General features: G+C 40.4%; 21 protein-coding genes. 13 read left to right on the top strand and 8 right to left on the bottom strand.

The features are described 5' to 3' along the window. From pdhB to lpdA, 3 genes are all read left to right on the top strand, one after another. A complete protein-coding gene (pdhB, locus tag AKG37_RS13135; protein ID WP_060699201.1) occupies positions 1-978 on the top strand; it encodes a pyruvate dehydrogenase complex E1 component subunit beta in 978 nt (325 codons plus the stop codon). A 107-nt stretch (positions 979-1,085) separates the two neighbouring features. Next, positions 1,086-2,429 (top strand): dihydrolipoamide acetyltransferase family protein, encoded by a 1,344-nt coding sequence (locus tag AKG37_RS13130; RefSeq protein ID WP_060699200.1) that lies wholly within the window; start codon positions 1,086-1,088, stop codon positions 2,427-2,429. Between the two features lie 4 nt (positions 2,430-2,433). Next, the gene (gene lpdA, locus AKG37_RS13125; protein WP_039178233.1) at positions 2,434-3,846 is read left to right on the top strand and encodes a dihydrolipoyl dehydrogenase; all 1,413 of its coding nucleotides are present in this window, start codon (positions 2,434-2,436) and stop codon (positions 3,844-3,846) included. Positions 3,847-3,976: 130 nt separating this feature from the next. Here the strand turns inward: lpdA and AKG37_RS13120 are convergent, their stop codons facing one another. Next, entirely contained in the window at positions 3,977-4,357 is a 381-nt protein-coding gene (locus AKG37_RS13120) for a hypothetical protein (RefSeq protein WP_237697777.1), read from the bottom strand. 316 nt (positions 4,358-4,673) lie between these two features. Between AKG37_RS13120 and AKG37_RS18595 the strand changes: the two genes are divergently transcribed. After that, entirely contained in the window at positions 4,674-4,793 is a 120-nt protein-coding gene (locus AKG37_RS18595) for a GapA-binding peptide SR1P (protein ID WP_003212464.1), read from the top strand. Between the two features lie 43 nt (positions 4,794-4,836). Here the strand turns inward: AKG37_RS18595 and AKG37_RS13115 are convergent, their stop codons facing one another. Continuing rightward, positions 4,837-6,309, bottom strand: a complete 1,473-nt coding sequence (locus AKG37_RS13115; RefSeq protein ID WP_149865094.1) for an aminotransferase class I/II-fold pyridoxal phosphate-dependent enzyme — start codon at positions 6,307-6,309, stop codon at positions 4,837-4,839. A gap of 180 nt (positions 6,310-6,489) precedes the next feature. Between AKG37_RS13115 and AKG37_RS13110 the strand changes: the two genes are divergently transcribed. After that, positions 6,490-6,759: a UPF0223 family protein gene (locus tag AKG37_RS13110; protein WP_060699197.1), complete on the top strand. Its 270-nt coding sequence runs from the start codon at positions 6,490-6,492 to the stop codon at positions 6,757-6,759. A 27-nt stretch (positions 6,760-6,786) separates the two neighbouring features. Here the strand turns inward: AKG37_RS13110 and AKG37_RS13105 are convergent, their stop codons facing one another. After that, a complete protein-coding gene (locus AKG37_RS13105; RefSeq protein WP_060699196.1) occupies positions 6,787-7,422 on the bottom strand; it encodes a DUF1054 domain-containing protein in 636 nt (211 codons plus the stop codon). A gap of 287 nt (positions 7,423-7,709) precedes the next feature. On the opposite strand from AKG37_RS13105, the gene AKG37_RS13100 reads away from it, so the two are divergent. Together AKG37_RS13100 and AKG37_RS13095 are read left to right on the top strand one after the other, a co-directional pair. After that, entirely contained in the window at positions 7,710-7,898 is a 189-nt protein-coding gene (locus AKG37_RS13100) for a hypothetical protein (RefSeq protein WP_039178243.1), read from the top strand. Between the two features lie 133 nt (positions 7,899-8,031). Next, positions 8,032-8,838, top strand: coding sequence for an inositol monophosphatase family protein (locus AKG37_RS13095; protein ID WP_060699195.1), 807 nt, complete (start codon positions 8,032-8,034; stop codon positions 8,836-8,838). Between the two features lie 452 nt (positions 8,839-9,290). On the opposite strand, the gene AKG37_RS13090 is transcribed toward AKG37_RS13095, so the two are convergent. Together AKG37_RS13090 and AKG37_RS13085 are read right to left on the bottom strand one after the other, a co-directional pair. After that, complete coding sequence (locus AKG37_RS13090) at positions 9,291-9,926, bottom strand: hypothetical protein (protein ID WP_060699194.1); 636 nt, start codon at positions 9,924-9,926, stop codon at positions 9,291-9,293. A 272-nt stretch (positions 9,927-10,198) separates the two neighbouring features. Further along, positions 10,199-10,378: a DUF5325 family protein gene (locus AKG37_RS13085; protein WP_060699193.1), complete on the bottom strand. Its 180-nt coding sequence runs from the start codon at positions 10,376-10,378 to the stop codon at positions 10,199-10,201. A gap of 113 nt (positions 10,379-10,491) precedes the next feature. Here AKG37_RS13085 and typA point away from each other — a divergent pair, with 113 nt between their 5' ends. Then, positions 10,492-12,330, top strand: a complete 1,839-nt coding sequence (typA, locus tag AKG37_RS13080) for a translational GTPase TypA (RefSeq protein ID WP_060699192.1) — start codon at positions 10,492-10,494, stop codon at positions 12,328-12,330. Between the two features lie 96 nt (positions 12,331-12,426). Further along, positions 12,427-12,708 (top strand): YlaH-like family protein, encoded by a 282-nt coding sequence (locus AKG37_RS13075; protein WP_048238879.1) that lies wholly within the window; start codon positions 12,427-12,429, stop codon positions 12,706-12,708. 29 nt (positions 12,709-12,737) lie between these two features. Here the strand turns inward: AKG37_RS13075 and AKG37_RS13070 are convergent, their stop codons facing one another. Together AKG37_RS13070 and AKG37_RS13065 are read right to left on the bottom strand one after the other, a co-directional pair. After that, entirely contained in the window at positions 12,738-12,968 is a 231-nt protein-coding gene (locus AKG37_RS13070) for a YlaI family protein (RefSeq protein ID WP_060699191.1), read from the bottom strand. Positions 12,969-13,070: 102 nt separating this feature from the next. Continuing rightward, positions 13,071-13,688, bottom strand: coding sequence for a YhcN/YlaJ family sporulation lipoprotein (locus AKG37_RS13065; RefSeq protein WP_060699190.1), 618 nt, complete (start codon positions 13,686-13,688; stop codon positions 13,071-13,073). A gap of 140 nt (positions 13,689-13,828) precedes the next feature. Here AKG37_RS13065 and AKG37_RS13060 point away from each other — a divergent pair, with 140 nt between their 5' ends. Next, positions 13,829-15,151, top strand: a complete 1,323-nt coding sequence (locus tag AKG37_RS13060; RefSeq protein ID WP_060699189.1) for a PhoH family protein — start codon at positions 13,829-13,831, stop codon at positions 15,149-15,151. 15 nt (positions 15,152-15,166) lie between these two features. Here AKG37_RS13060 and AKG37_RS13055 read toward each other — a convergent pair whose 3' ends face one another. Then, positions 15,167-15,649: a hypothetical protein gene (locus AKG37_RS13055; protein WP_060699188.1), complete on the bottom strand. Its 483-nt coding sequence runs from the start codon at positions 15,647-15,649 to the stop codon at positions 15,167-15,169. A 120-nt stretch (positions 15,650-15,769) separates the two neighbouring features. On the opposite strand from AKG37_RS13055, the gene glsA reads away from it, so the two are divergent. The 3 genes from glsA (at position 15,770) to ftsW (ending at position 18,515) form a co-directional block, all read left to right on the top strand. Further along, positions 15,770-16,699, top strand: a complete 930-nt coding sequence (gene glsA, locus AKG37_RS13050) for a glutaminase A (protein WP_060699187.1) — start codon at positions 15,770-15,772, stop codon at positions 16,697-16,699. A gap of 122 nt (positions 16,700-16,821) precedes the next feature. Next, positions 16,822-17,103, top strand: coding sequence for an Fpa/YlaN family protein (locus AKG37_RS13045; RefSeq protein ID WP_003212509.1), 282 nt, complete (start codon positions 16,822-16,824; stop codon positions 17,101-17,103). A 200-nt stretch (positions 17,104-17,303) separates the two neighbouring features. Beyond that, the gene (gene ftsW / locus AKG37_RS13040; RefSeq protein ID WP_060699186.1) at positions 17,304-18,515 is read left to right on the top strand and encodes a putative lipid II flippase FtsW; all 1,212 of its coding nucleotides are present in this window, start codon (positions 17,304-17,306) and stop codon (positions 18,513-18,515) included. The last annotated feature ends 61 nt before the right edge of the window (positions 18,516-18,576 follow it).

Below are 18,576 nucleotides of genomic sequence, written 5' to 3'. Positions count from 1 at the left end.
ATGGCGCAAATGACAATGATTCAAGCGATCACTGATGCGTTACGCACAGAACTGAAAAATGACGAAAACGTTCTCGTTTTCGGAGAAGACGTTGGTAAAAACGGCGGCGTATTCCGTGCGACTGAAGGATTGCAAAAAGAGTTTGGTGAGGATCGTGTATTCGATACTCCACTTGCTGAATCTGGTATTGGCGGTCTTGCAATTGGCCTTGGACTACAAGAATTCCGCCCAGTAATGGAAATTCAATTCTTCGGATTCGTTTACGAAGTATTAGATTCTGTTTCTGGACAAATGGCTCGTATGCGTTACCGTTCTGGCGGACGCTGGCATTCTCCAGTGACAATCCGTTCTCCATTTGGCGGAGGAGTTCACACACCTGAGCTTCACGCTGACAGCTTAGAAGGTCTTGTAGCACAACAACCTGGTATCAAGGTTGTCATTCCTTCAACACCTTATGATGCAAAAGGACTATTAATTTCTGCAATTCGCGACAACGATCCTGTAGTATTCCTTGAGCATATGAAACTTTATCGTTCTTTCCGTCAGGAAGTTCCTGAAGAAGAGTACACAATTGAAATCGGTAAAGCTGATGTGAAACGTGAAGGTTCTGATCTTTCAATCATCACTTACGGTGCAATGGTTCACGAATCACTAAAAGCTGCTGAAGAGCTTGAAAAAGAAGGCGTTTCTGCTGAAGTTATCGACCTTCGTACAGTTAGCCCGCTTGATATTGAAACAATCATTGCTTCTGTTGAAAAAACAGGCCGCGCAATCGTTGTTCAAGAAGCACAAAAACAAGCTGGTATTGCTGCAAACGTAGTAGCTGAAATCAATGACAGAGCAATCCTTAGCCTAGAAGCACCAGTACTTCGTGTAGCTGCACCTGATACTGTATTTGCTTTCTCTCAAGCTGAGAGCGTATGGCTTCCAAACCATAAAGACGTGCTTGAAACTGCTAAGAAAGTTCTTGAATTTTAATTAAATGACAGAGGGGAAAAGAATTTATTTCTCTTCCCCTTTATCAATTACATGACCGTGTAAATATACACAACAAGGGTTCAACAAAATCTAGGAGGCGAAAAACAGTGGCATTTGAATTTAAACTTCCGGACATCGGAGAAGGTATCCACGAAGGTGAGATCGTTAAGTGGTTTGTTAAACCAAACGACGAAATTAATGAAGATGACGTTTTAGCAGAGGTACAAAATGATAAAGCAGTTGTAGAAATTCCTTCACCTGTTAAAGGAAAAGTATTAGAATTAAAAGTTGAAGAGGGAACAGTTGCAACTGTAGGACAAACAATCATTACGTTTGATGCACCTGGTTACGAAAATCTTCAATTTAAAGGCAACGAAGAAGAAGGCGAAGCAAAAACTGAAGCTCAAGTACAAGGTACTGCTGAAGCTGGTAACGAGCCAGAGAAGAAAGAAGTAGCACAAGAAGAAGCGGCAGCAGCAACTGGTGCAGGCGCACAAGAGCAAGTAGATGCTGATCCAAACAAACGCGTTATCGCTATGCCATCTGTACGTAAATACGCTCGTGAAAAAGGCATTGAAATTTACAAAGTTGCAGGTTCTGGTAAAAACGGACGTGTGTTAAAAGAAGATATCGACAGCTTCGTTAATGGTGGTTCTGCAGCTCAAGCAGCAGCACCTCAAGCAGCTGAAAGTGCAAAAGAAGCAGCAGCAGCTCCAAAAGCGGCAGCAGCTCCAGTTCTTGAAGGAGAATTCCCAGAAACTCGCGAGAAAATGAGCGGAATCCGCAAAGCAATCGCGAAAGCAATGGTGAACTCTAAGCATACAGCTCCTCACGTAACATTAATGGATGAAGTTGATGTAACAAACCTTGTTGCACATCGTAAACAATTCAAACAAGTTGCAGCTGATCAAGGAATCAAGTTAACTTACTTGCCTTACGTTGTAAAAGCTCTAACTTCTGCTTTGAAAAAGTACCCAGTACTTAACACTTCTATCGATGACAAAACAGATGAAGTTGTTCAAAAGCATTACTACAACATCGGAATTGCAGCTGACACTGAAAAAGGCTTGCTCGTTCCAGTTGTGAAAAATGCAGATCGCAAAGCAATTTTCGAAGTTTCTAACGAAATCAATGAGCTTGCAACAAAAGCACGTGATGGTAAATTGGCTCCAGCTGAAATGAAAGGTGCATCTTGCACAATCACAAACATCGGTTCTGCTGGTGGACAATGGTTCACTCCAGTTATCAACCACCCAGAAGTGGCGATCCTTGGTATTGGCCGTATCGCTGAAAAAGCGGTTGTTCGTGATGGCGAAATCGTTGCAGCTCCTGTCTTAGCTCTTTCCCTAAGCTTTGACCACCGTATGATTGACGGAGCTACTGCGCAAAATGCCCTTAACCACATCAAGCGTTTATTGAATGATCCACAATTAATTTTAATGGAGGCGTAATGTCATGGTAGTAGGAGATTTCCCAATCGAAACAGATACTCTTGTCATCGGTGCAGGTCCTGGTGGATATGTAGCTGCTATTCGTGCTGCACAGCTTGGACAAAAAGTAACAATCGTTGAAAAAGGAACACTTGGCGGCGTATGTCTAAACGTTGGTTGTATTCCTTCAAAAGCGTTAATCAATGCTGGCCATCGTTTCGAAAATGCTAAGCATTCTGAAGACATGGGTATCAAAGCTGAAAACGTAACAGTTGATTTCACAAAAGTTCAAGAGTGGAAAGCTTCTGTTGTGAACAAATTAACAGGTGGAGTTCAAGGTCTTCTTAAAGGAAATAAAGTAGACATCGTCAAAGGTGAAGCTTATTTCGTAGACAGCAACTCTGTGCGTGTTATGGATGAAAATTCAGCACAGACTTACACTTTCAAAAATGCAATTCTTGCAACTGGATCTCGTCCAATTGAATTGCCTACTTTTAAATACACAGACCGCGTGATTAACTCAACTGGTGCTTTAGCGCTTAAAGAAGTACCTAAAAAGTTAGTTGTCATCGGTGGTGGATACATCGGTACTGAGCTTGGTACTGCTTATGCAAACTTTGGAACAGAAGTTGTGATCCTTGAAGGTGGAGACGAAATCCTTCCAGGTTTCGAAAAGCAAATGAGCTCATTGGTTAAACGTAACCTGAAGAAAAAAGGAAACGTTGAAATCCATACAAACGCTCTTGCAAAAGGCGTTGAAGAAAAATCTGATGGTGTCACTGTTACATTCGAAGTAAAAGGTGAAGAAAAAACAGTTGATGCTGATTATGTACTTGTTACTGTTGGCCGTCGTCCAAACACTGATGAGCTTGGTCTTGAACAAGTTGGTGTTGAATTGACAGACCGCGGAGTTGTCAAAACAGACAAACAATGCCGTACAAGCGTATCTAACATCTATGCAATTGGTGACATCGTTGATGGACCACCACTTGCACACAAAGCTTCTTACGAAGGTAAAATTGCAGCTGAAGCAATCGCTGGAGAGCCAGCTGAAATTGATTACCTTGGTATTCCTGCTGTTGTATTCTCTGAGCCAGAACTTGCAACTGTTGGATACACTGAAGCAGAAGCAAAAGCAGAAGGCATCGAAATCGTTGCAGCGAAATTCCCATTTGCAGCAAACGGTCGTGCACTTTCTCTTGACGCAACTGATGGCTTCATGAAAATGATCACTCGTAAAGAGGACGGTCTAGTTATCGGTGCACAAATCGCAGGTGTTGGCGCTTCTGATATGATTTCAGAGCTTAGCCTTGCAATCGAAGCTGGAGTGACTGCTGAAGATATCGCAATGACAATTCACGCTCACCCAACTTTAGGTGAAATTACAATGGAAACGGCTGAAGTAGCAATTGGAAGCCCAATCCATATCGTAAAATAATGAACCTATAAAACCCTTTCCTTGATGGAAAGGGTTTTTTTGAGCGTTTGAACACTTGAACACCACATGAAAAAACCCCTCATGAGCTGAGGGGGTGTTTCATAAGGATATATAAGTACAAGAAATATCATTAGTTTGTATTCACTCGGTCTAGAGCCTGACATAGGGGCGATAAGATCTCCTCTTTACTGCGGACATTCCCTTCAACCTTCACAATGACTTTTTCATTATTTACAAGTAAAATAGCCGGTAATTCATCCACTTCATTTTTCCAGCCTTTACGATCTTCTTTTACAATCATCTTCGACATTTCTTTAGGATATTCATTTTTTAAATCGAGGACGGCATCATAATAAGGACTTTCTTTATCCAGATTTTCTGCATCAGTAAAAAAGAGAATTCTCGGTTTTTGAATATGACTGACTTGGTCAGTCTGATTCGGTATGATATACGCAAATGAGCATGAACTAAGTACAAAGAGCATAGGGAATATAAGGAGAAGTGCCCTCATAAAATTCAATCTATTCACCTCAAAATCTTTTGGGGTTATCCCAACATTTTTAGGAGCTGGTTCCCTGTTAGTCACTCTAGTGTATCACGTCCCTTTTGACAATTTTCGATTGTTACTCAATTGTTACAGAATTGATATGAAGCAAAATACAATTGAAACGTTCCCTCAATATGATGAGAAAAAAACATATATTTATAAAAAATGATTAAATGTGTCATACAATTAACCGTTGACAACTTAAATATGACATCATATTATAGAGATATGAAATAGATCAAACGCTTTCAAACTATGAATGAAGAAAAGGGGAATGTACGTGGGTACAATTATTTGTCAAGATTGCAATGAAACCATTGATCAATTTGAAAATGAAAAAGTGACAACACTATACGGAACGTGTGGTCACTGTCATTGCTGTGATGAAGCCTCTGAATAAATAAAAAAGCATGCAGCTCCATTTGGGGCTGCATGTTTCTTTTTTATAAAATTGGTTTTTGTTCTTTAATGACACGGATCATTTCTAGCGTAGAATCTTCTGGTCCTTGGACAGGGAGGCCAATTTCAATGTTTTTAAAGATATACGAGATATTTTCTTCTGTAATAATTTCGCCTGGTATAAAAATTGGAATGCCTGGTGGGTACACCATCACAAACTCTGCGATGATGCGGCCTGCTGCCTCTTTAAACGGAACCACTTCTGTAGTGGCATAAAAAGCGTCACGCGGCGTCATAGCTAGCGATGGAATATCAGGAAGGAGCACTTCCGTTACCGCATGTTTGCCGCACTCACGCGTAGAGGCTACGGCAATTTCCTTCATCGCCGTCACGAGCGTATCAATTGTCTCATCTGTATCGCCAGGGGTAACGATACATAAAATGTTGTAAAGGTCTGAGAGCTCTACTTCAATTCGATAGCTTTCTCTCAGCCATTTTTCGACATCATGTCCATTTAGGCCAAGGTCTTTAATTGAGATAATTAATTTCGTCGGATCATAATCGTAAGTAGAAGGTGAACCGAGTATTTCCTTGCCAATACAGGTAATGCCGTCAATTTGATTCAATCGGTTTCTCGCTGATTCAGCCAAACGAATGGCTTCATCTGCAAGTGTCTTTCCTTCAGTCGCTAATCGTTTTCTAGCGACATCAAGTGACGCTAAGAGCAAATACGAAGTGGACGTTGTCGTCAGCATACTCAAAATTGATTGCACACGATCTTTTGAAACAAGCCCTTCTTTCATATTTAAAATAGAGCTTTGCGTAAGGGAACCGCCAAGTTTATGAACACTTGTTGCCGCCATATCAGCACCAGCCTGCATGGCAGAGAGAGGCAGCTCATCGTGAAAATGGATATGCACACCGTGTGCTTCATCGACAAGGACAGGCACATCAAATGAATGGGCAATGTCTACGATTGTTTTTAAGTCCGCTGAAATGCCAAAATACGTTGGATTAATGACAAGCAGGCCCTTCGCATCTGGGTGTTCAGTGAGCGCCTTTTTGGCTGAGTCTGGTGTGATCCCGTGAGAGATGCCGAGCTCTTTGTCAATTTCTGGGTGAATAAAAACAGGAATGGCGCCAGAAAATACAATTCCGGACATAATCGATTTATGGACGTTACGCGGAACGATGATTTTATCTCCAGGTCCGCATACCGTCATCACCATTGTCATGATGGCGCCGCTTGTTCCTTGAATGGAGAAAAACGTATGGTCAGCACCGAAGGCTTCAGCAGCGAGTTCCTGTGCTTCTTTTATCATCCCTCGAGGTGAATGTAAATCATCGAGAGGTTCTATATTAATAAGGTCAATGCTTAATGCATTATCGCCAATGAATGCTCTAAATTCAGGATCCATTCCGGCTCCTTTTTTATGGCCTGGAATGTGAAATTGGACTGGATTGGTTGCAGCGTGTTTTTTTAGTCCAGTGTATAAGGGTGTATCATGTTGTGACAATTGCTTTCCCACCTTCATCGAAATACCTGCTATTATTGTACCAATAACAACAGATTTCATTGCATAAAACAAAAGAATTATATTATGAACTGATCGGAATGTAAAGCATAAAATCAATCGGTTTCTGATTGAACAGATGTTATAATAAAAGTTCAATTCGTTAAAGTGAGGGACAAGAAAATGGAATATCAATATCCAATGGATGTCGACTGGACGACAGAGGAAAAGATTGCGGTGATATCGTTTTTTCAGGCTGTTGAAAAAGCCTATGAAAAAGGAATTGCGAAGCAGGAGTTATTAAATTCTTATAAAGGATTTAAAAAGGTTGTGCCATCAAAAGCAGAAGAAAAAACGCATTGTGCGGCGTTTGAAAAGGGAAGTGGGTATTCCCCTTATCATGCAGTGAAAACAGCCAGAGAGGCTGAAGAGACAGCTATTATACGTATGTAAAAAACGAGCCTAAAGGGGCTCGTTTTTTCATACAGATTCTTTCTGTGTAAAACGGTATAGATACGTCAATGTGCGGAAGGCATTTTCAATTTTTGAGAGGAATTCTTCATTATTCATTTGCACGACTTCTTCTCTTGGCAGCTGAATGCCGCAAAGGAGCTCAGCCTTCTTGACTGTTTGAACACGTTCAAACAGTGTTTTCAGCTGCTCTGAATCAAGCTCGCTGTGACGGAGGACATCTGGTTTCATATGATCTTTAGACCAAACAAACTCTTGTGGTATTTTCTTCTGGATCGTGTCCAGCTCTTTTTCGAATAGCTGGCCGTATTCACCCTTTACTGGAGATTCATAAATGAGCGCAAACCAAACAAAAACATGTGTTTTCCAAAGCCCGATTTGAAAATGAGGGAGCTTTTTATATCCGCGTTTACTGTTTGCGAAAGCAACCCACGTATCATTTGGCGGATTGACAGACCTTCTAGCATGCTTTGCGACGTGCACAAACATTTCGTCTCCTGTAATAGAAGAAAGAAGTGGTGCAAAATGTTCACCAAGTGCCTCAAGCTTTGGACGGACTCTTTCTTTTAATACAGTCATTCGTTCATCTAAACCATCGACTGTGAATGTTTCAAAATCTTCATCTCTAAAACGCATTTCACTCATGTTATGCCTCCTGTATCTTTTCGCTGATCATATTTTATCATAGCTTAGGTCAAGCTCAAAAAAAGATGCACCGTTAGAGCAAAGTTTATGAAGGATGAGGTGCAGCGTTTAAAATCTACAATTTTGTGGTACATAACAAATAGGTAAAGACACAATTTTCAGAATGTCGTTGCGGTTATGCGATCGCTTCATACGATATAAGCAAGAACCATTTCTCTTATCGATTGAATTTTTTATCAATGAAAACTGACAAGGAATGAATCATTCTCTGGAAGGGGCGTTGACCAATGAAGCAAATCGTGAAGCAGGGGTATAGGCAGGAGAAGAAGAATCGCATCGCTGTGTGGAGATTAGAGGTTGATTATGAGCTTTCTACGCTTCATGAAGCCATCGAACATAAAGATGACATCCAAATCGAACGCAGCAAACGAAAGCTTGAGCGCCTAAGAAAAGAATGGGAGCAGCTTCAAGGGTAAAACAAGGTGAGGTAAAAACGAACCAATTCATCGGTTCGTTTTTGTATGAAGCTGCTTTTTTCTTGCTTTTACGTACATAATATCAGTATGCTAATACAAATAGGTCCTACATAGAAAAGAGGTTTACAATCTGATGGCAAACTGGGTGGAAATTGACCGTCTTGCAAAGCTCTGGGTAAAAGAAGCAGGAAGCCGTATAAAAGCGTCCATGCAGGAAGGTCTATCAATTGAAACAAAATCAAATCCAAATGATCTTGTCACGAATATCGATAAAGAAACAGAACGTTTTTTTATTGAAAAAATACAATCGACATTTTCAGATCATCACATTTTAGGAGAAGAGGGACAAGGGGAACAAGTGACTTCATTGGATGGGATTGTGTGGATCATTGATCCTATTGATGGCACAATGAACTTTGTCCATCAAAAACGCAACTTTGCCATTTCAATCGGGATATTTGAAAATGGTGTTGGGAAAATCGGTCTTATTTATGACGTCATTCATGACGAGCTCTACCATGCCATCAAAGGTGAAGGAGCCTATATGAACGATACCCTGCTCCCGCCATTAAAAGAGGTGGCGATCGAAAAAGCCATTGTAGGGATTAATCCGACATGGGCAATTGAAAGCCCTTATTTTGACGCCAAACCGTTTGCTCGTCTTGTTCGTGACGTGAGAGGGACACGAACGATTGGTTCAGCTGCCCTTGAGCTTGCTTATATAGCAAGCGGCAGAAGTGATGCATATGTGACGTTAAGGCTTGCGCCGTGGGATTATGCAGCAGGCAGTGTGCTGCTAGATGAAGTAGGGGCTGTTTACTCAAATATTCATGGAGAACGCCTTACGTTCCTCGATAAAAACAGCATCGTGGCTGGAAATCGATCCATTTGCGAAAAAATCTTGCATGATTACATAAAAGGAAGCGGAAATAAGAAATAAACCAAATCACTTCATGAGAATGAAGTGATTCAGCGTGTAGACAAACCCTCGCATTCGGTGTCAGGTCTGCGTTCCGGTGCTCACGAATGCTCAATTCGCTCCGCTCCGGTACTCGTCCTTCCTAGACTGCAAAGGTTTTCTATCACGCTGAAAAGAAGACAAAGGGCTAAAATATAAATCATTTTAGCCCTTTGTCAACAATCTAAATCACTTCATGAGAATGAAGTGATTTTTTATGTTCAATGAAACTTTTTGGCAGGACGAATGTCTATACGAATGAGGCCTTAATTTTATGTAAAGGATTGTGTATCAATGTTTGATTTGTTTAGTGATTTATCCTCTATCTATCGAGCAAGTATTGTGTTTGTTATAGGATACGTCATGATGATCATTCTTTATTGGCTGAAATAGAAAACCCCCATCTGGATGAACCAGGTGGGGGTTTTTTGAGCTTAGCTTAATTTTTCTTTCGCAATTTGAACGGCATCATAGATCGTTTTTAATTGCTCTTGAGGAATTTTCTTAAGCATTTGGTTGAAAACAAGTAATTCAGTAGAACTGAATCCAAGACCTTTTGCGATTTTTGAATCAATCACAACGTTTCCTTTTTTGTCTAGAACAAGTGCATCACCAGCAAGATCAGCAATTCTGATCACTGATTTGAAAAGCTTTTCGAATTTAGTTGCTTCTTCTTTTGTAAGACCAAGTTCAACAGCTTTTGCTGCATCAAAAACCAATTTCCCTTTTTCGTTTTTAGTGATGCTTTCACTGAAAACGATTGTAAGAACAGCTGTGCGATCTAAGAATTTCTCAGCAGTCGCCGCTTCTTCTTCAGTTAATCCGAGCTCAACAGCTTTTTTCACATCAAATGTGAAGTTGTTGTCTTCCTCAACAAATGAATTGATGAGAATGTTGATGACACGCTCGTTTTTCTCCAATAATTCTTTAATGATTTGCTGCTGTTCAAAAGGAATGCCTTTGAAAGTTGCAGCGCTTGCTTGCCCAGGAGCTACTGTTGTGAAAGTAAGAATAATAGCTAAAGCGAAAAATACAACAGAGCTGAGCGATTTGCTCAAAAACTTCTTCATGCTTCTTTTCTCTCCCTTTTCTGTTAAATTTTGTTGCAAGAACAGCATACCATGAGAAACTTTGTGGAAGAATAGGAAAATTGTAACTTTATGTTTGATTTTGGAGAACTATAAAAGTTCTTGTCGAAATATGGAGAGGTTCAGATTGCTTACTTTTGTCAATTCTCAATAGATGTTTTTGTATGTGACGCGAGCTTTCATAGGTGATTTGTCTTGTTTTTACTCAAAAAAAAGCCTTCTACATGTAAAATGTAAAAGGCTTTTGGTCAATTTTATGATTGCACGTTTAATTTTCTTTTTAATGTAAATCCTGTACCCATGAAAATCATGGCGAACACAATGCTTAGACATGTGCCCAGTATGTTTTTTTCAGCAAGAGTTACCCCAATAAAAGCCATACTGACAACTGCAAGTAATGCACATAATAATAGAAGCCATTTGATTTGTTTCATTTGTCTCCATCCCTTTTTTTAGAGTTAATATAAGTTTACAGAAAAACGATCGGCATTTAAAGGGGATTGTGATATAATATGAAAGTTATCTAATTATTTTAGGAGATGAAAATGTGAAACTTCGAAAAGACCTTCGCAACATCGCAATTATTGCCCACGTTGACCATGGTAAAACGACGCTTGTTGACCAATTGCTCCATCAAGCTGGTACTTTCCGTGCGAATGAAAATATCGCTGAGAGAGCCATGGATTCAAATGATTTAGAGCGAGAGCGCGGTATTACGATTTTAGCTAAAAATACTGCGATCCATTATAAAGATACACGCATTAATATTTTAGATACACCTGGACACGCCGATTTCGGTGGTGAAGTTGAGCGTATCATGAAAATGGTAGATGGTGTACTTCTCGTTGTGGATGCTTATGAAGGCTGTATGCCTCAAACACGCTTTGTGCTGAAAAAAGCACTTGAGCAAAACTTAACACCAATTGTTGTCGTCAATAAAATTGACCGCGACTTTGCTCGTCCTGCTGAAGTAGTCGATGAAGTGATTGACTTGTTCATTGAATTGGATGCAACAGAAGAACAGCTTGAATTCCCAGTTGTCTATGCATCAGCAATCAATGGTACAGCTAGTAACGATGCAAGCAAGCAAGATGAAAACATGGAATCTTTATTTGAAGCCATTGTTAACCATATTCCTTGCCCAGTTGATAACCATGAAGAGCCGCTTCAATTCCAAGTGGCACTACTTGATTACAATGATTATGTTGGAAGAATTGGAATCGGCCGCGTATTCAGAGGAACAATGCAAGTAGGACAGCAAGTAGCCTTGATGAAAGTCGACGGCAGTGTAAAACAATTCCGTGTGACAAAGATTTTTGGTTTCCAAGGGTTAAAACGCGTGGAAATCGACGAAGCGAAAGCTGGCGATCTAGTTGCTGTATCTGGAATGGAAGACATTAACGTAGGTGAAACGGTTTGTCCGATAGAACACCAAGAGGCACTGCCAATCCTTCGTATTGATGAGCCGACACTTCAAATGACGTTTGTTGTAAACAACAGTCCATTTGCAGGCCGCGAAGGAAAATACGTGACATCACGTAAAATTGAAGAGCGTTTAGAGCAGCAGCTTCAAACAGACGTTAGTCTTCGTGTAGATCCAACTGCTTCACCTGATGCTTGGGTTGTTTCTGGACGCGGAGAGCTTCACTTATCGATCTTAATTGAGAATATGAGACGTGAAGGTTTTGAATTACAAGTATCGAAGCCAGAAGTTATTGTAAAAGAAGTGGATGGTGTTCGATGTGAGCCTGTTGAGCGCGTTCAAATTGATGTACCAGAAGAGCATACTGGCTCTGTCATGGAATCAATGGGCGCAAGAAAAGGTGAAATGATTGACATGATCAATAATGGTAATGGCCAAGTTCGCCTGATCTTTACAGTGCCATCACGTGGTTTAATCGGATATACAACTGAATTTCTTTCATTAACTCGTGGTTTTGGTATTTTAAACCATACGTTTGACAGCTACCAGCCAATGCAGTCTGGTCAAGTTGGCGGACGCCGTCAAGGTGTACTTGTTTCAATGGAAACAGGGAAAGCGACTGCTTACGGAATCCAAGGTGTTGAAGAACGCGGTGTGATTTTCGTTGAGCCGGGTACTGAAGTATACCAAGGGATGATTGTTGGTGAGCATAACCGTGAGAATGACCTTGTTGTAAACGTAAGCCGTATGAAACAACAAACAAACGTACGTTCAGCGACAAAAGATCAAACGGTTAGCATGAAAAAACCACGTATTATGTCACTTGAGGAATCTCTTGAGTACTTGAATGAAGACGAATACTGTGAGGTTACACCTGAATCAATTCGTCTAAGAAAGAAAATTTTAGATAAAAACGAACGTGAGAAAGCAGCGAAGAAGAAAAAGCTAGCAGGATTATCTTAATTCCATGAAGAATTAAAAAGATAGAACCCTGAAAGATAAGGGGAGGGAATCTTTTTGAATGATCAGGAAGTAAGTGAAAATCTATCCTTTTTCGCGATGCTGTTTCGTGTCGATGAAAATCCACAAACAGGGATGTGGTTCCTTTATGGCACCATCCTTGTTTTAGCGATTATTGTTTTTAAGCTCGGCTTTGCAAGACGTTTACCGATTTTAAAAGCGCTTGTGATTTATTTGTTTTTGATTTTTGGCTGCACGTTTCTCACATTTTTAGGTATCTTCTTGCCTGTAGCGGAAGGCCTAGTCGTGGCAGCTGCCATTTTGATTATTTATAAAATACGGCTGCATCGTGCGAAAAAAGAAGGAACAGTCAATACGTAAAAAAGACCTGAACATGTGTCAGGTCTTTTTTATGTTTTTTGTTCTTTTTTTCCTTTTTTCTTCTTTTTCTCTTTCGTCGCAGGATCTTGATAAAGAGAGAATCTGCCTGTTTTGATGCGTGCTTCTGTCTTTTCTTTAATGCGTTCCTGACAGTCATCGCACATATATGTATGAATCGGCCGGTTTCTTAACCGTTTCGCAACGAGTGTATCATCATCAATGGTTTCAAGCTTTTCACATAATGAGCACTTCACTCTCATCATTTTCACCTCACTTTATTTCATATATTATAGCATGTTTTCTAGACACTTAAAATCAGCGTAGAAAAAGGCTTATATCACAGGAGATATAAGCCGTTCTCTTTATTTCTTCTGGTTCATATGATGGTTTGATTGGTCGTTTTGATTTTTTTCTAACTGTTTTTGATCGTTTTGTTTGAGCTGATCATTCGGATCGTTTGTTGGATCCTTTTCGTTACGGTCGATTTCATTTTTTGGCATCTCTGGCATGACGCGGCCGACAATAGCAGCTAGTTCATCCATAATCCCGCTTACAGGGCGGCCTGCTTGAATTTCTTTGCCCATTTCTTTTAACCGGCTGACTGTATCAGGATCTGCAACCACAACAGCATTGGTGCCTTCAGGGTCATTTCTCAGCGCTTTTGCAACTGAATATTTAATGGTTTCGACTTTACTTCTATCTAAATCATCTTTCACATCAATACCAACGACAGCATAGCGGCCGATGACGATCGCCGTTGCATCATTGACATCTGCTACGTGCTCAGTCACATTGACAAGATGCTGCGCAACATCTGTGGATGGGCGGGCTTCCTTGGTGTTTTTCTTCGTTGAGTCTGACACGCGTACTATGTGCTGGCGTCCATCTTGTTTGTCCAGCGCTTCTGGCTTCTCCTGCTGCTGGCAAGCGCCTAAAAAAATAATGGTGTGAATCATGAATAATGTTAAAAATAGTCGCATCTACATTCCCTCCTTCACAAACTGCATGATTTATTTTATTGTTGAATTAACCTTCTAACTTTATTCATGAAAACATATATTTTAACAATCGTTTTGGGAAAGACAAGGATGAATGAAACCCCGATCAGGAGGCGAAGGACCTGAGTAAAATTTATGTATTAGACACAAATGTGTTATTACAGGATCCGAATTCAATCTTTTCATTTGAAGACAACGAGGTCGTCATTCCGGCCGTTGTGTTAGAGGAAGTAGACTCGAAAAAGAGATACATGGACGAGGTTGGACAAAACGCCCGTCGCGTCTCGCGTTTAATCGACGGTTTGAGATCGAAAGGGAAACTGCATGAAAAAATTACGCTAGAGTCAAAAGGGACGCTGCGTATTGAACTGAATCATCGATCTTTCCACGAGCTTCAAGAAATTTTTATTGAAAAAACGAACGATAACCGAATTTTGGCTGTCGCAAAAAATTTGAGCTTAGAGGAAGAAACAAAGCCTCATGGCCGGCCTGTTATTTTGGTCAGTAAGGATGTCTTAGTCAGGGTAAAGGCAGATGCCATAGGTCTTCAAGCAGAGGACTTCTTAAGTGACCGTGTGCTGCAAAATGAAGACATTGATAACGGCTATTACGAGCTCTATATTCCGACGGAACAATTGAATACATTTTATAAGCAAAGTCAATTACCTATAAAAGAAGTCACAAGTGCATCATTAAATCCTCATCAATTTGTCATTATGAAGGGGAATGAAGGCGGGTCTGCTTTAGGAATGCTTGATCAAAAAGCAGAGAACGTGAAACGGCTTATTTATGATCAGGAGCATATTTGGGGAATCCGGCCGAAAAATGTGCAGCAGACGATGGCACTAGAGCTGCTCTTGCGCCGTGATATTCCGCTCGTCACGCTGATCGGAAAAGCTGGGACCGGTAAAACATTGCTTGCCCTTGCTGCCGGCTTAATGCAGACAGAGGATCTTGGCATGTTTAAAAAACTGATCGTAGCCCGCTCTATTGTTCCTGTTGGTAAAGACTTAGGTTACTTGCCAGGAGAAAAGGAAGAGAAACTCAGACCATGGATGCAGCCGATTTATGACAACCTAGAGTTTTTATTTAATACAAAAAAACCTGGTGAACTTGATGCGATTTTGGCTGGAATTGGTTCGATTCAAGTGGAAGCTTTAACCTATATCCGGGGAAGAAGTATTCCTGATCAATTTATTATCATTGATGAGGCGCAGAATTTAACGAAGCACGAGGTGAAAACATTATTAACGCGAGTCGGAGAGGGAAGTAAAATTGTGCTGATGGGAGATCCAGAGCAGATTGATCATCCTTATTTAGATAGCTTAAATAATGGGCTTACGTATGTCATTGAGCGGTTCAAAGGACAGCAAATATCTGGACATGTCAAGCTTGTCAAAGGAGAAAGGTCTGGACTTGCACAGCTTGCGGCTGATTTGCTATAGTCCAGACCCTCCGTCTTATGTAATAATGAGTTCTTTGACACCTTTTATCGGTTGAGTGATGTTGGACTGATCCGCGAAATAGACGTGGATTGGTCCTTCTTCAGTCATAGGCTTCCCATTTTGGCTGAAGTGTGCAATGCTTTCCATTGCCTGAGAAAGCGGAACAGCAATTGTCCCTGTTTCTGTGACAAATTCGCATGTGTCTGCATGTTCAAGCGGTTCTGCATTTTTCAGCATATCACCAAGGTTCATTCCGAAGCTGCCTGTAACGAGTCTTTCCTTTTCATACTTCTTCTCTGTTTTTAAAGTGGGTGGAAGTGTTTGTCCTTCTCTTATTACCCGCTCTTGGTCAAGCTCCTGATCGAACTGATTTTCTTCACTTTCTATACTTTTTTCAAAAAATGAATCCATTAAAAATTTGCGGTCATCAAAAATCCATACACTTGGATCAATGGTGATTTTGTACTGTACGTTCCCCTTAATTTGAATGATGCTCATGTTCAAGACAACCCCTTTCCAACATAAATTATAGAAGTTTTCGTCTGCTTTGTCACTTTCATAAACATGCTTCTCCTTGTACACACTAATCTTATATGAAAGATAGGGAGGATGTTGGGCATGGCATGTCGCGACAATGAAGAGCTTCAGCGATTTGTAGAAGAAGCAAAAAAAGTGGCCAAAGATGGCAAAGTAGCATCCTATATTCCCGCTCTCGCCAAAGCGGATCAGACGGATTTATCGGTGGCTGTGTACCATGTGAGTAATACTTGCCACTCGGCAGGAGATGTAGATAAACGCTTTACCCTTCAAAGTATTTCAAAAGTATTAGCACTTGCGCTCGTGCTTTCAGAAGAGGGGCCTAAAAAAGTCTTTCAATTTGTTGGACAAGAGCCAACAGGTGACCCGTTTAATTCGATGATTAAGCTGGAAACAGCAAGTCCAAATAAGCCGCTGAATCCAATGATTAATGCAGGAGCGCTTGCAGTCACAAGCTTAATAAGAGGAGCAACTCCGCAAGATCAACTTAACCGTCTGCTCGGCTTTATTAGAGAGCTCGCAAATGACAAAAGCATTACATACTGCAAAGAAACAGCCGCATCAGAATTTGAGACATCCATGATTAACCGCGCTATGTGCTATTACATGAAGCAATATCATATTATTAAAGGGAACGTAGAAGAGGTCATGGACGTATATACGAAACAATGTGCCATCATGATGAACAGCTTAGATTTGGCGAAAATTGCTTGTGTGTTCTCATTAGACGGCAGACATCCAGAAACGGGGCAGCAAATTCTCTCAAAAGATGTCGCTAGAATTTGTAAAACCTTTATGGTGACGTGCGGAATGTACAATGCAAGCGGAGAATTTGCCATTAATATTGGCATCCCTGCTAAAAGCGGTGTTTCAGGCGGAATTATGGGAGCGGCACCTTATGATTTTGGGATTGGCATTTTTGGTCCTGCTCTGGATGAAAAAGGGAACAGTATTGCTGGGATTAAGCTGCTTGAGCTCATGAGTGAAAAATATGAGATGAGTATCTTTTAATGATGGATGGCTTCTTTTTATTTTTACAAAGCGAACTGTACAAATCTGCTTGCAATTTTGGGCGTTTCGCTTTATGATAAATAGAAGAATTAGGTACTCGCCTGGGGAACGGAGGGATACTTTTGGCGTCAGAAATTTTAGTCGATCATCGGCAAAAAGCACTGGCTTTATTAAAATTGGATGCAGATAAAATTTTAAAATTGATCCAAGTGCAAATGGACAACTTAACGATGCCGCAATGTCCTCTTTATGAAGAGGTTTTAGATACTCAAATGTTCGGATTATCGAGAGAAATTGATTTCGCTGTCCGGCTTGGATTAGTTGATCAACATGAAGGCAAGAAACTGCTCGATAAACTTGAGAGAGAGCTTTCCGCACTTCATGATGCGTTCACAAAAAAATAACGATTGAAAACTCAAACTTCTACAACATAAGTTTGAGTTTTTTTGTCCTCTCTTTTTTGAAGAATGAACGGACTTGATTCTTTCATGAATGACGAACAATATAAAAGAGGTAAAACGGGATCAAACGGAGAAAATGTAGTAGAATAAGAACAGCTAAGAGGATATCAAGCAGTAGAAACAGACGTTAGGAAGAGGATTATATGTTAAAGAGAATGCTAAAATCGTATGACTACTCATTATTGTTCGCCATTATTTTAATCAGCGCATTCGGTTTGGTCATGGTGTATAGCTCAAGTATGATTACATCTGTTATCAGATACGATGCCGCGCCAGATAATTTCTTTAAGAAACAGCTTTTATTTATGATTGTTGGAGCCGTCATTTTGATCTTTACAGCACTAGTTCCATATCAGCTGTTTTCAAATAAGAAATTCCAGATTGGTATGCTGCTGCTTGCAGTTTTTTCCCTGATCTATGTGTACTTTGGCGGTCATATTGCAGGGAACGCAAGAAGCTGGATCAAATTAGGCCCGTTTAGTCTTCAGCCAGCCGAATTTGTGAAAATTGTTGTCATTATCTATCTTGCTGCGGTGTATGCAAAAAAGCAGCATTATATTGATCATATTTTAAGAGGTGTCACACCTCCAATCGTGATTGTCTCTATTCTGTGTGGATTTATTATATTGCAGCCAGACTATGGGACAGCATTCATTATTGGCATGATTGCCCTTGCGATGATTTTATGCTCAGGTTTCAGCGGCAAAACGCTTGCAAAACTGCTGGCGCTATTTAGTGTAGTGATGGTTGTAGTGACCCCGTTTATTATTCTTTTTTGGGATAAAATTTTCACGAAAAATCGTCTTGGACGTTTTGAGAGTTTCCAAGATCCATTTAAAGATGCAGGAGCTACTGGGCATCAATTGATCAATTCATATTATGCGATTGGATCAGGCGGCTTTTTTGGACTCGGTCTAGGGGAGAGCGTTCAAAAGTACGGATATCTTCCAGAACCGCATACAGACTTTATCATGGCGATTATCTCAGAAGAGCTTGGCTTTTTCGGTGTGTTTTTCGTTCTCGCTCTCCTTGGCTTTATTGTGGTGAAAGGTTTTTATATTGCGAGAAAGTGTGAAGATCCATTTGGAAGTTTGCTTGCAATAGGAATTTCGTCCATGATTGCGATCCAAACTTGTATTAATTTAGGCGGTGTTTCAGGTCTTATTCCGATCACTGGGGTGACACTTCCGTTTATCAGCTACGGGGGATCGTCCATCATTTTACTTAGCATCTGTATGGGAATGTTGCTGAATATCAGCATGTTTACTGAATATAAAGAGCGTTACAAAAAGAAAAAATCAATCAGCAAACCATCGGTTCAAAAAAATGGATTGCAGAAAACTTTGAATCTTTAGAAAACAAAAGTGTACAGTTTTCATTTCTTCCTTTATTATAGAGTACATATAAAATTTTAAG

The sequence above is a fragment of the Bacillus australimaris genome (genome assembly GCF_001307105.1).
Classification (GTDB): Bacteria; Bacillota; Bacilli; order Bacillales; family Bacillaceae; genus Bacillus; species Bacillus australimaris.
This window is presented reverse-complemented; position numbering and strand designations above follow the sequence as displayed.

Excerpts from the sequence above, each read along its gene's own strand:
- AKG37_RS13120 (WP_237697777.1), bottom strand. The coding sequence starts at position 4,357 with ATGAGGGCACTTCTCCTTATATTCCCTATGCTCTTTGTACTTAGTTCA.
- AKG37_RS13065 (WP_060699190.1), bottom strand. The coding sequence starts at position 13,688 with ATGCGACTATTTTTAACATTATTCATGATTCACACCATTATTTTTTTA.
- AKG37_RS13110 (WP_060699197.1), top strand. The coding sequence starts at position 6,490 with ATGGAATATCAATATCCAATGGATGTCGACTGGACGACAGAGGAAAAG.
- AKG37_RS13085 (WP_060699193.1), bottom strand. The coding sequence starts at position 10,378 with ATGAAACAAATCAAATGGCTTCTATTATTATGTGCATTACTTGCAGTT.
- AKG37_RS13100 (WP_039178243.1), top strand. The coding sequence starts at position 7,710 with ATGAAGCAAATCGTGAAGCAGGGGTATAGGCAGGAGAAGAAGAATCGC.
- AKG37_RS13095 (WP_060699195.1), top strand. The coding sequence starts at position 8,032 with ATGGCAAACTGGGTGGAAATTGACCGTCTTGCAAAGCTCTGGGTAAAA.
- pdhB (WP_060699201.1), top strand. The coding sequence starts at position 1 with ATGGCGCAAATGACAATGATTCAAGCGATCACTGATGCGTTACGCACA.
- AKG37_RS13075 (WP_048238879.1), top strand. The coding sequence starts at position 12,427 with ATGCTGTTTCGTGTCGATGAAAATCCACAAACAGGGATGTGGTTCCTT.
- AKG37_RS13055 (WP_060699188.1), bottom strand. The coding sequence starts at position 15,649 with ATGAGCATCATTCAAATTAAGGGGAACGTACAGTACAAAATCACCATT.
- glsA (WP_060699187.1), top strand. The coding sequence starts at position 15,770 with ATGGCATGTCGCGACAATGAAGAGCTTCAGCGATTTGTAGAAGAAGCA.
- AKG37_RS13090 (WP_060699194.1), bottom strand. The coding sequence starts at position 9,926 with ATGAAGAAGTTTTTGAGCAAATCGCTCAGCTCTGTTGTATTTTTCGCT.
- lpdA (WP_039178233.1), top strand. The coding sequence starts at position 2,434 with ATGGTAGTAGGAGATTTCCCAATCGAAACAGATACTCTTGTCATCGGT.
- AKG37_RS13105 (WP_060699196.1), bottom strand. The coding sequence starts at position 7,422 with ATGAGTGAAATGCGTTTTAGAGATGAAGATTTTGAAACATTCACAGTC.
- ftsW (WP_060699186.1), top strand. The coding sequence starts at position 17,304 with ATGTTAAAGAGAATGCTAAAATCGTATGACTACTCATTATTGTTCGCC.
- AKG37_RS13070 (WP_060699191.1), bottom strand. The coding sequence starts at position 12,968 with ATGAGAGTGAAGTGCTCATTATGTGAAAAGCTTGAAACCATTGATGAT.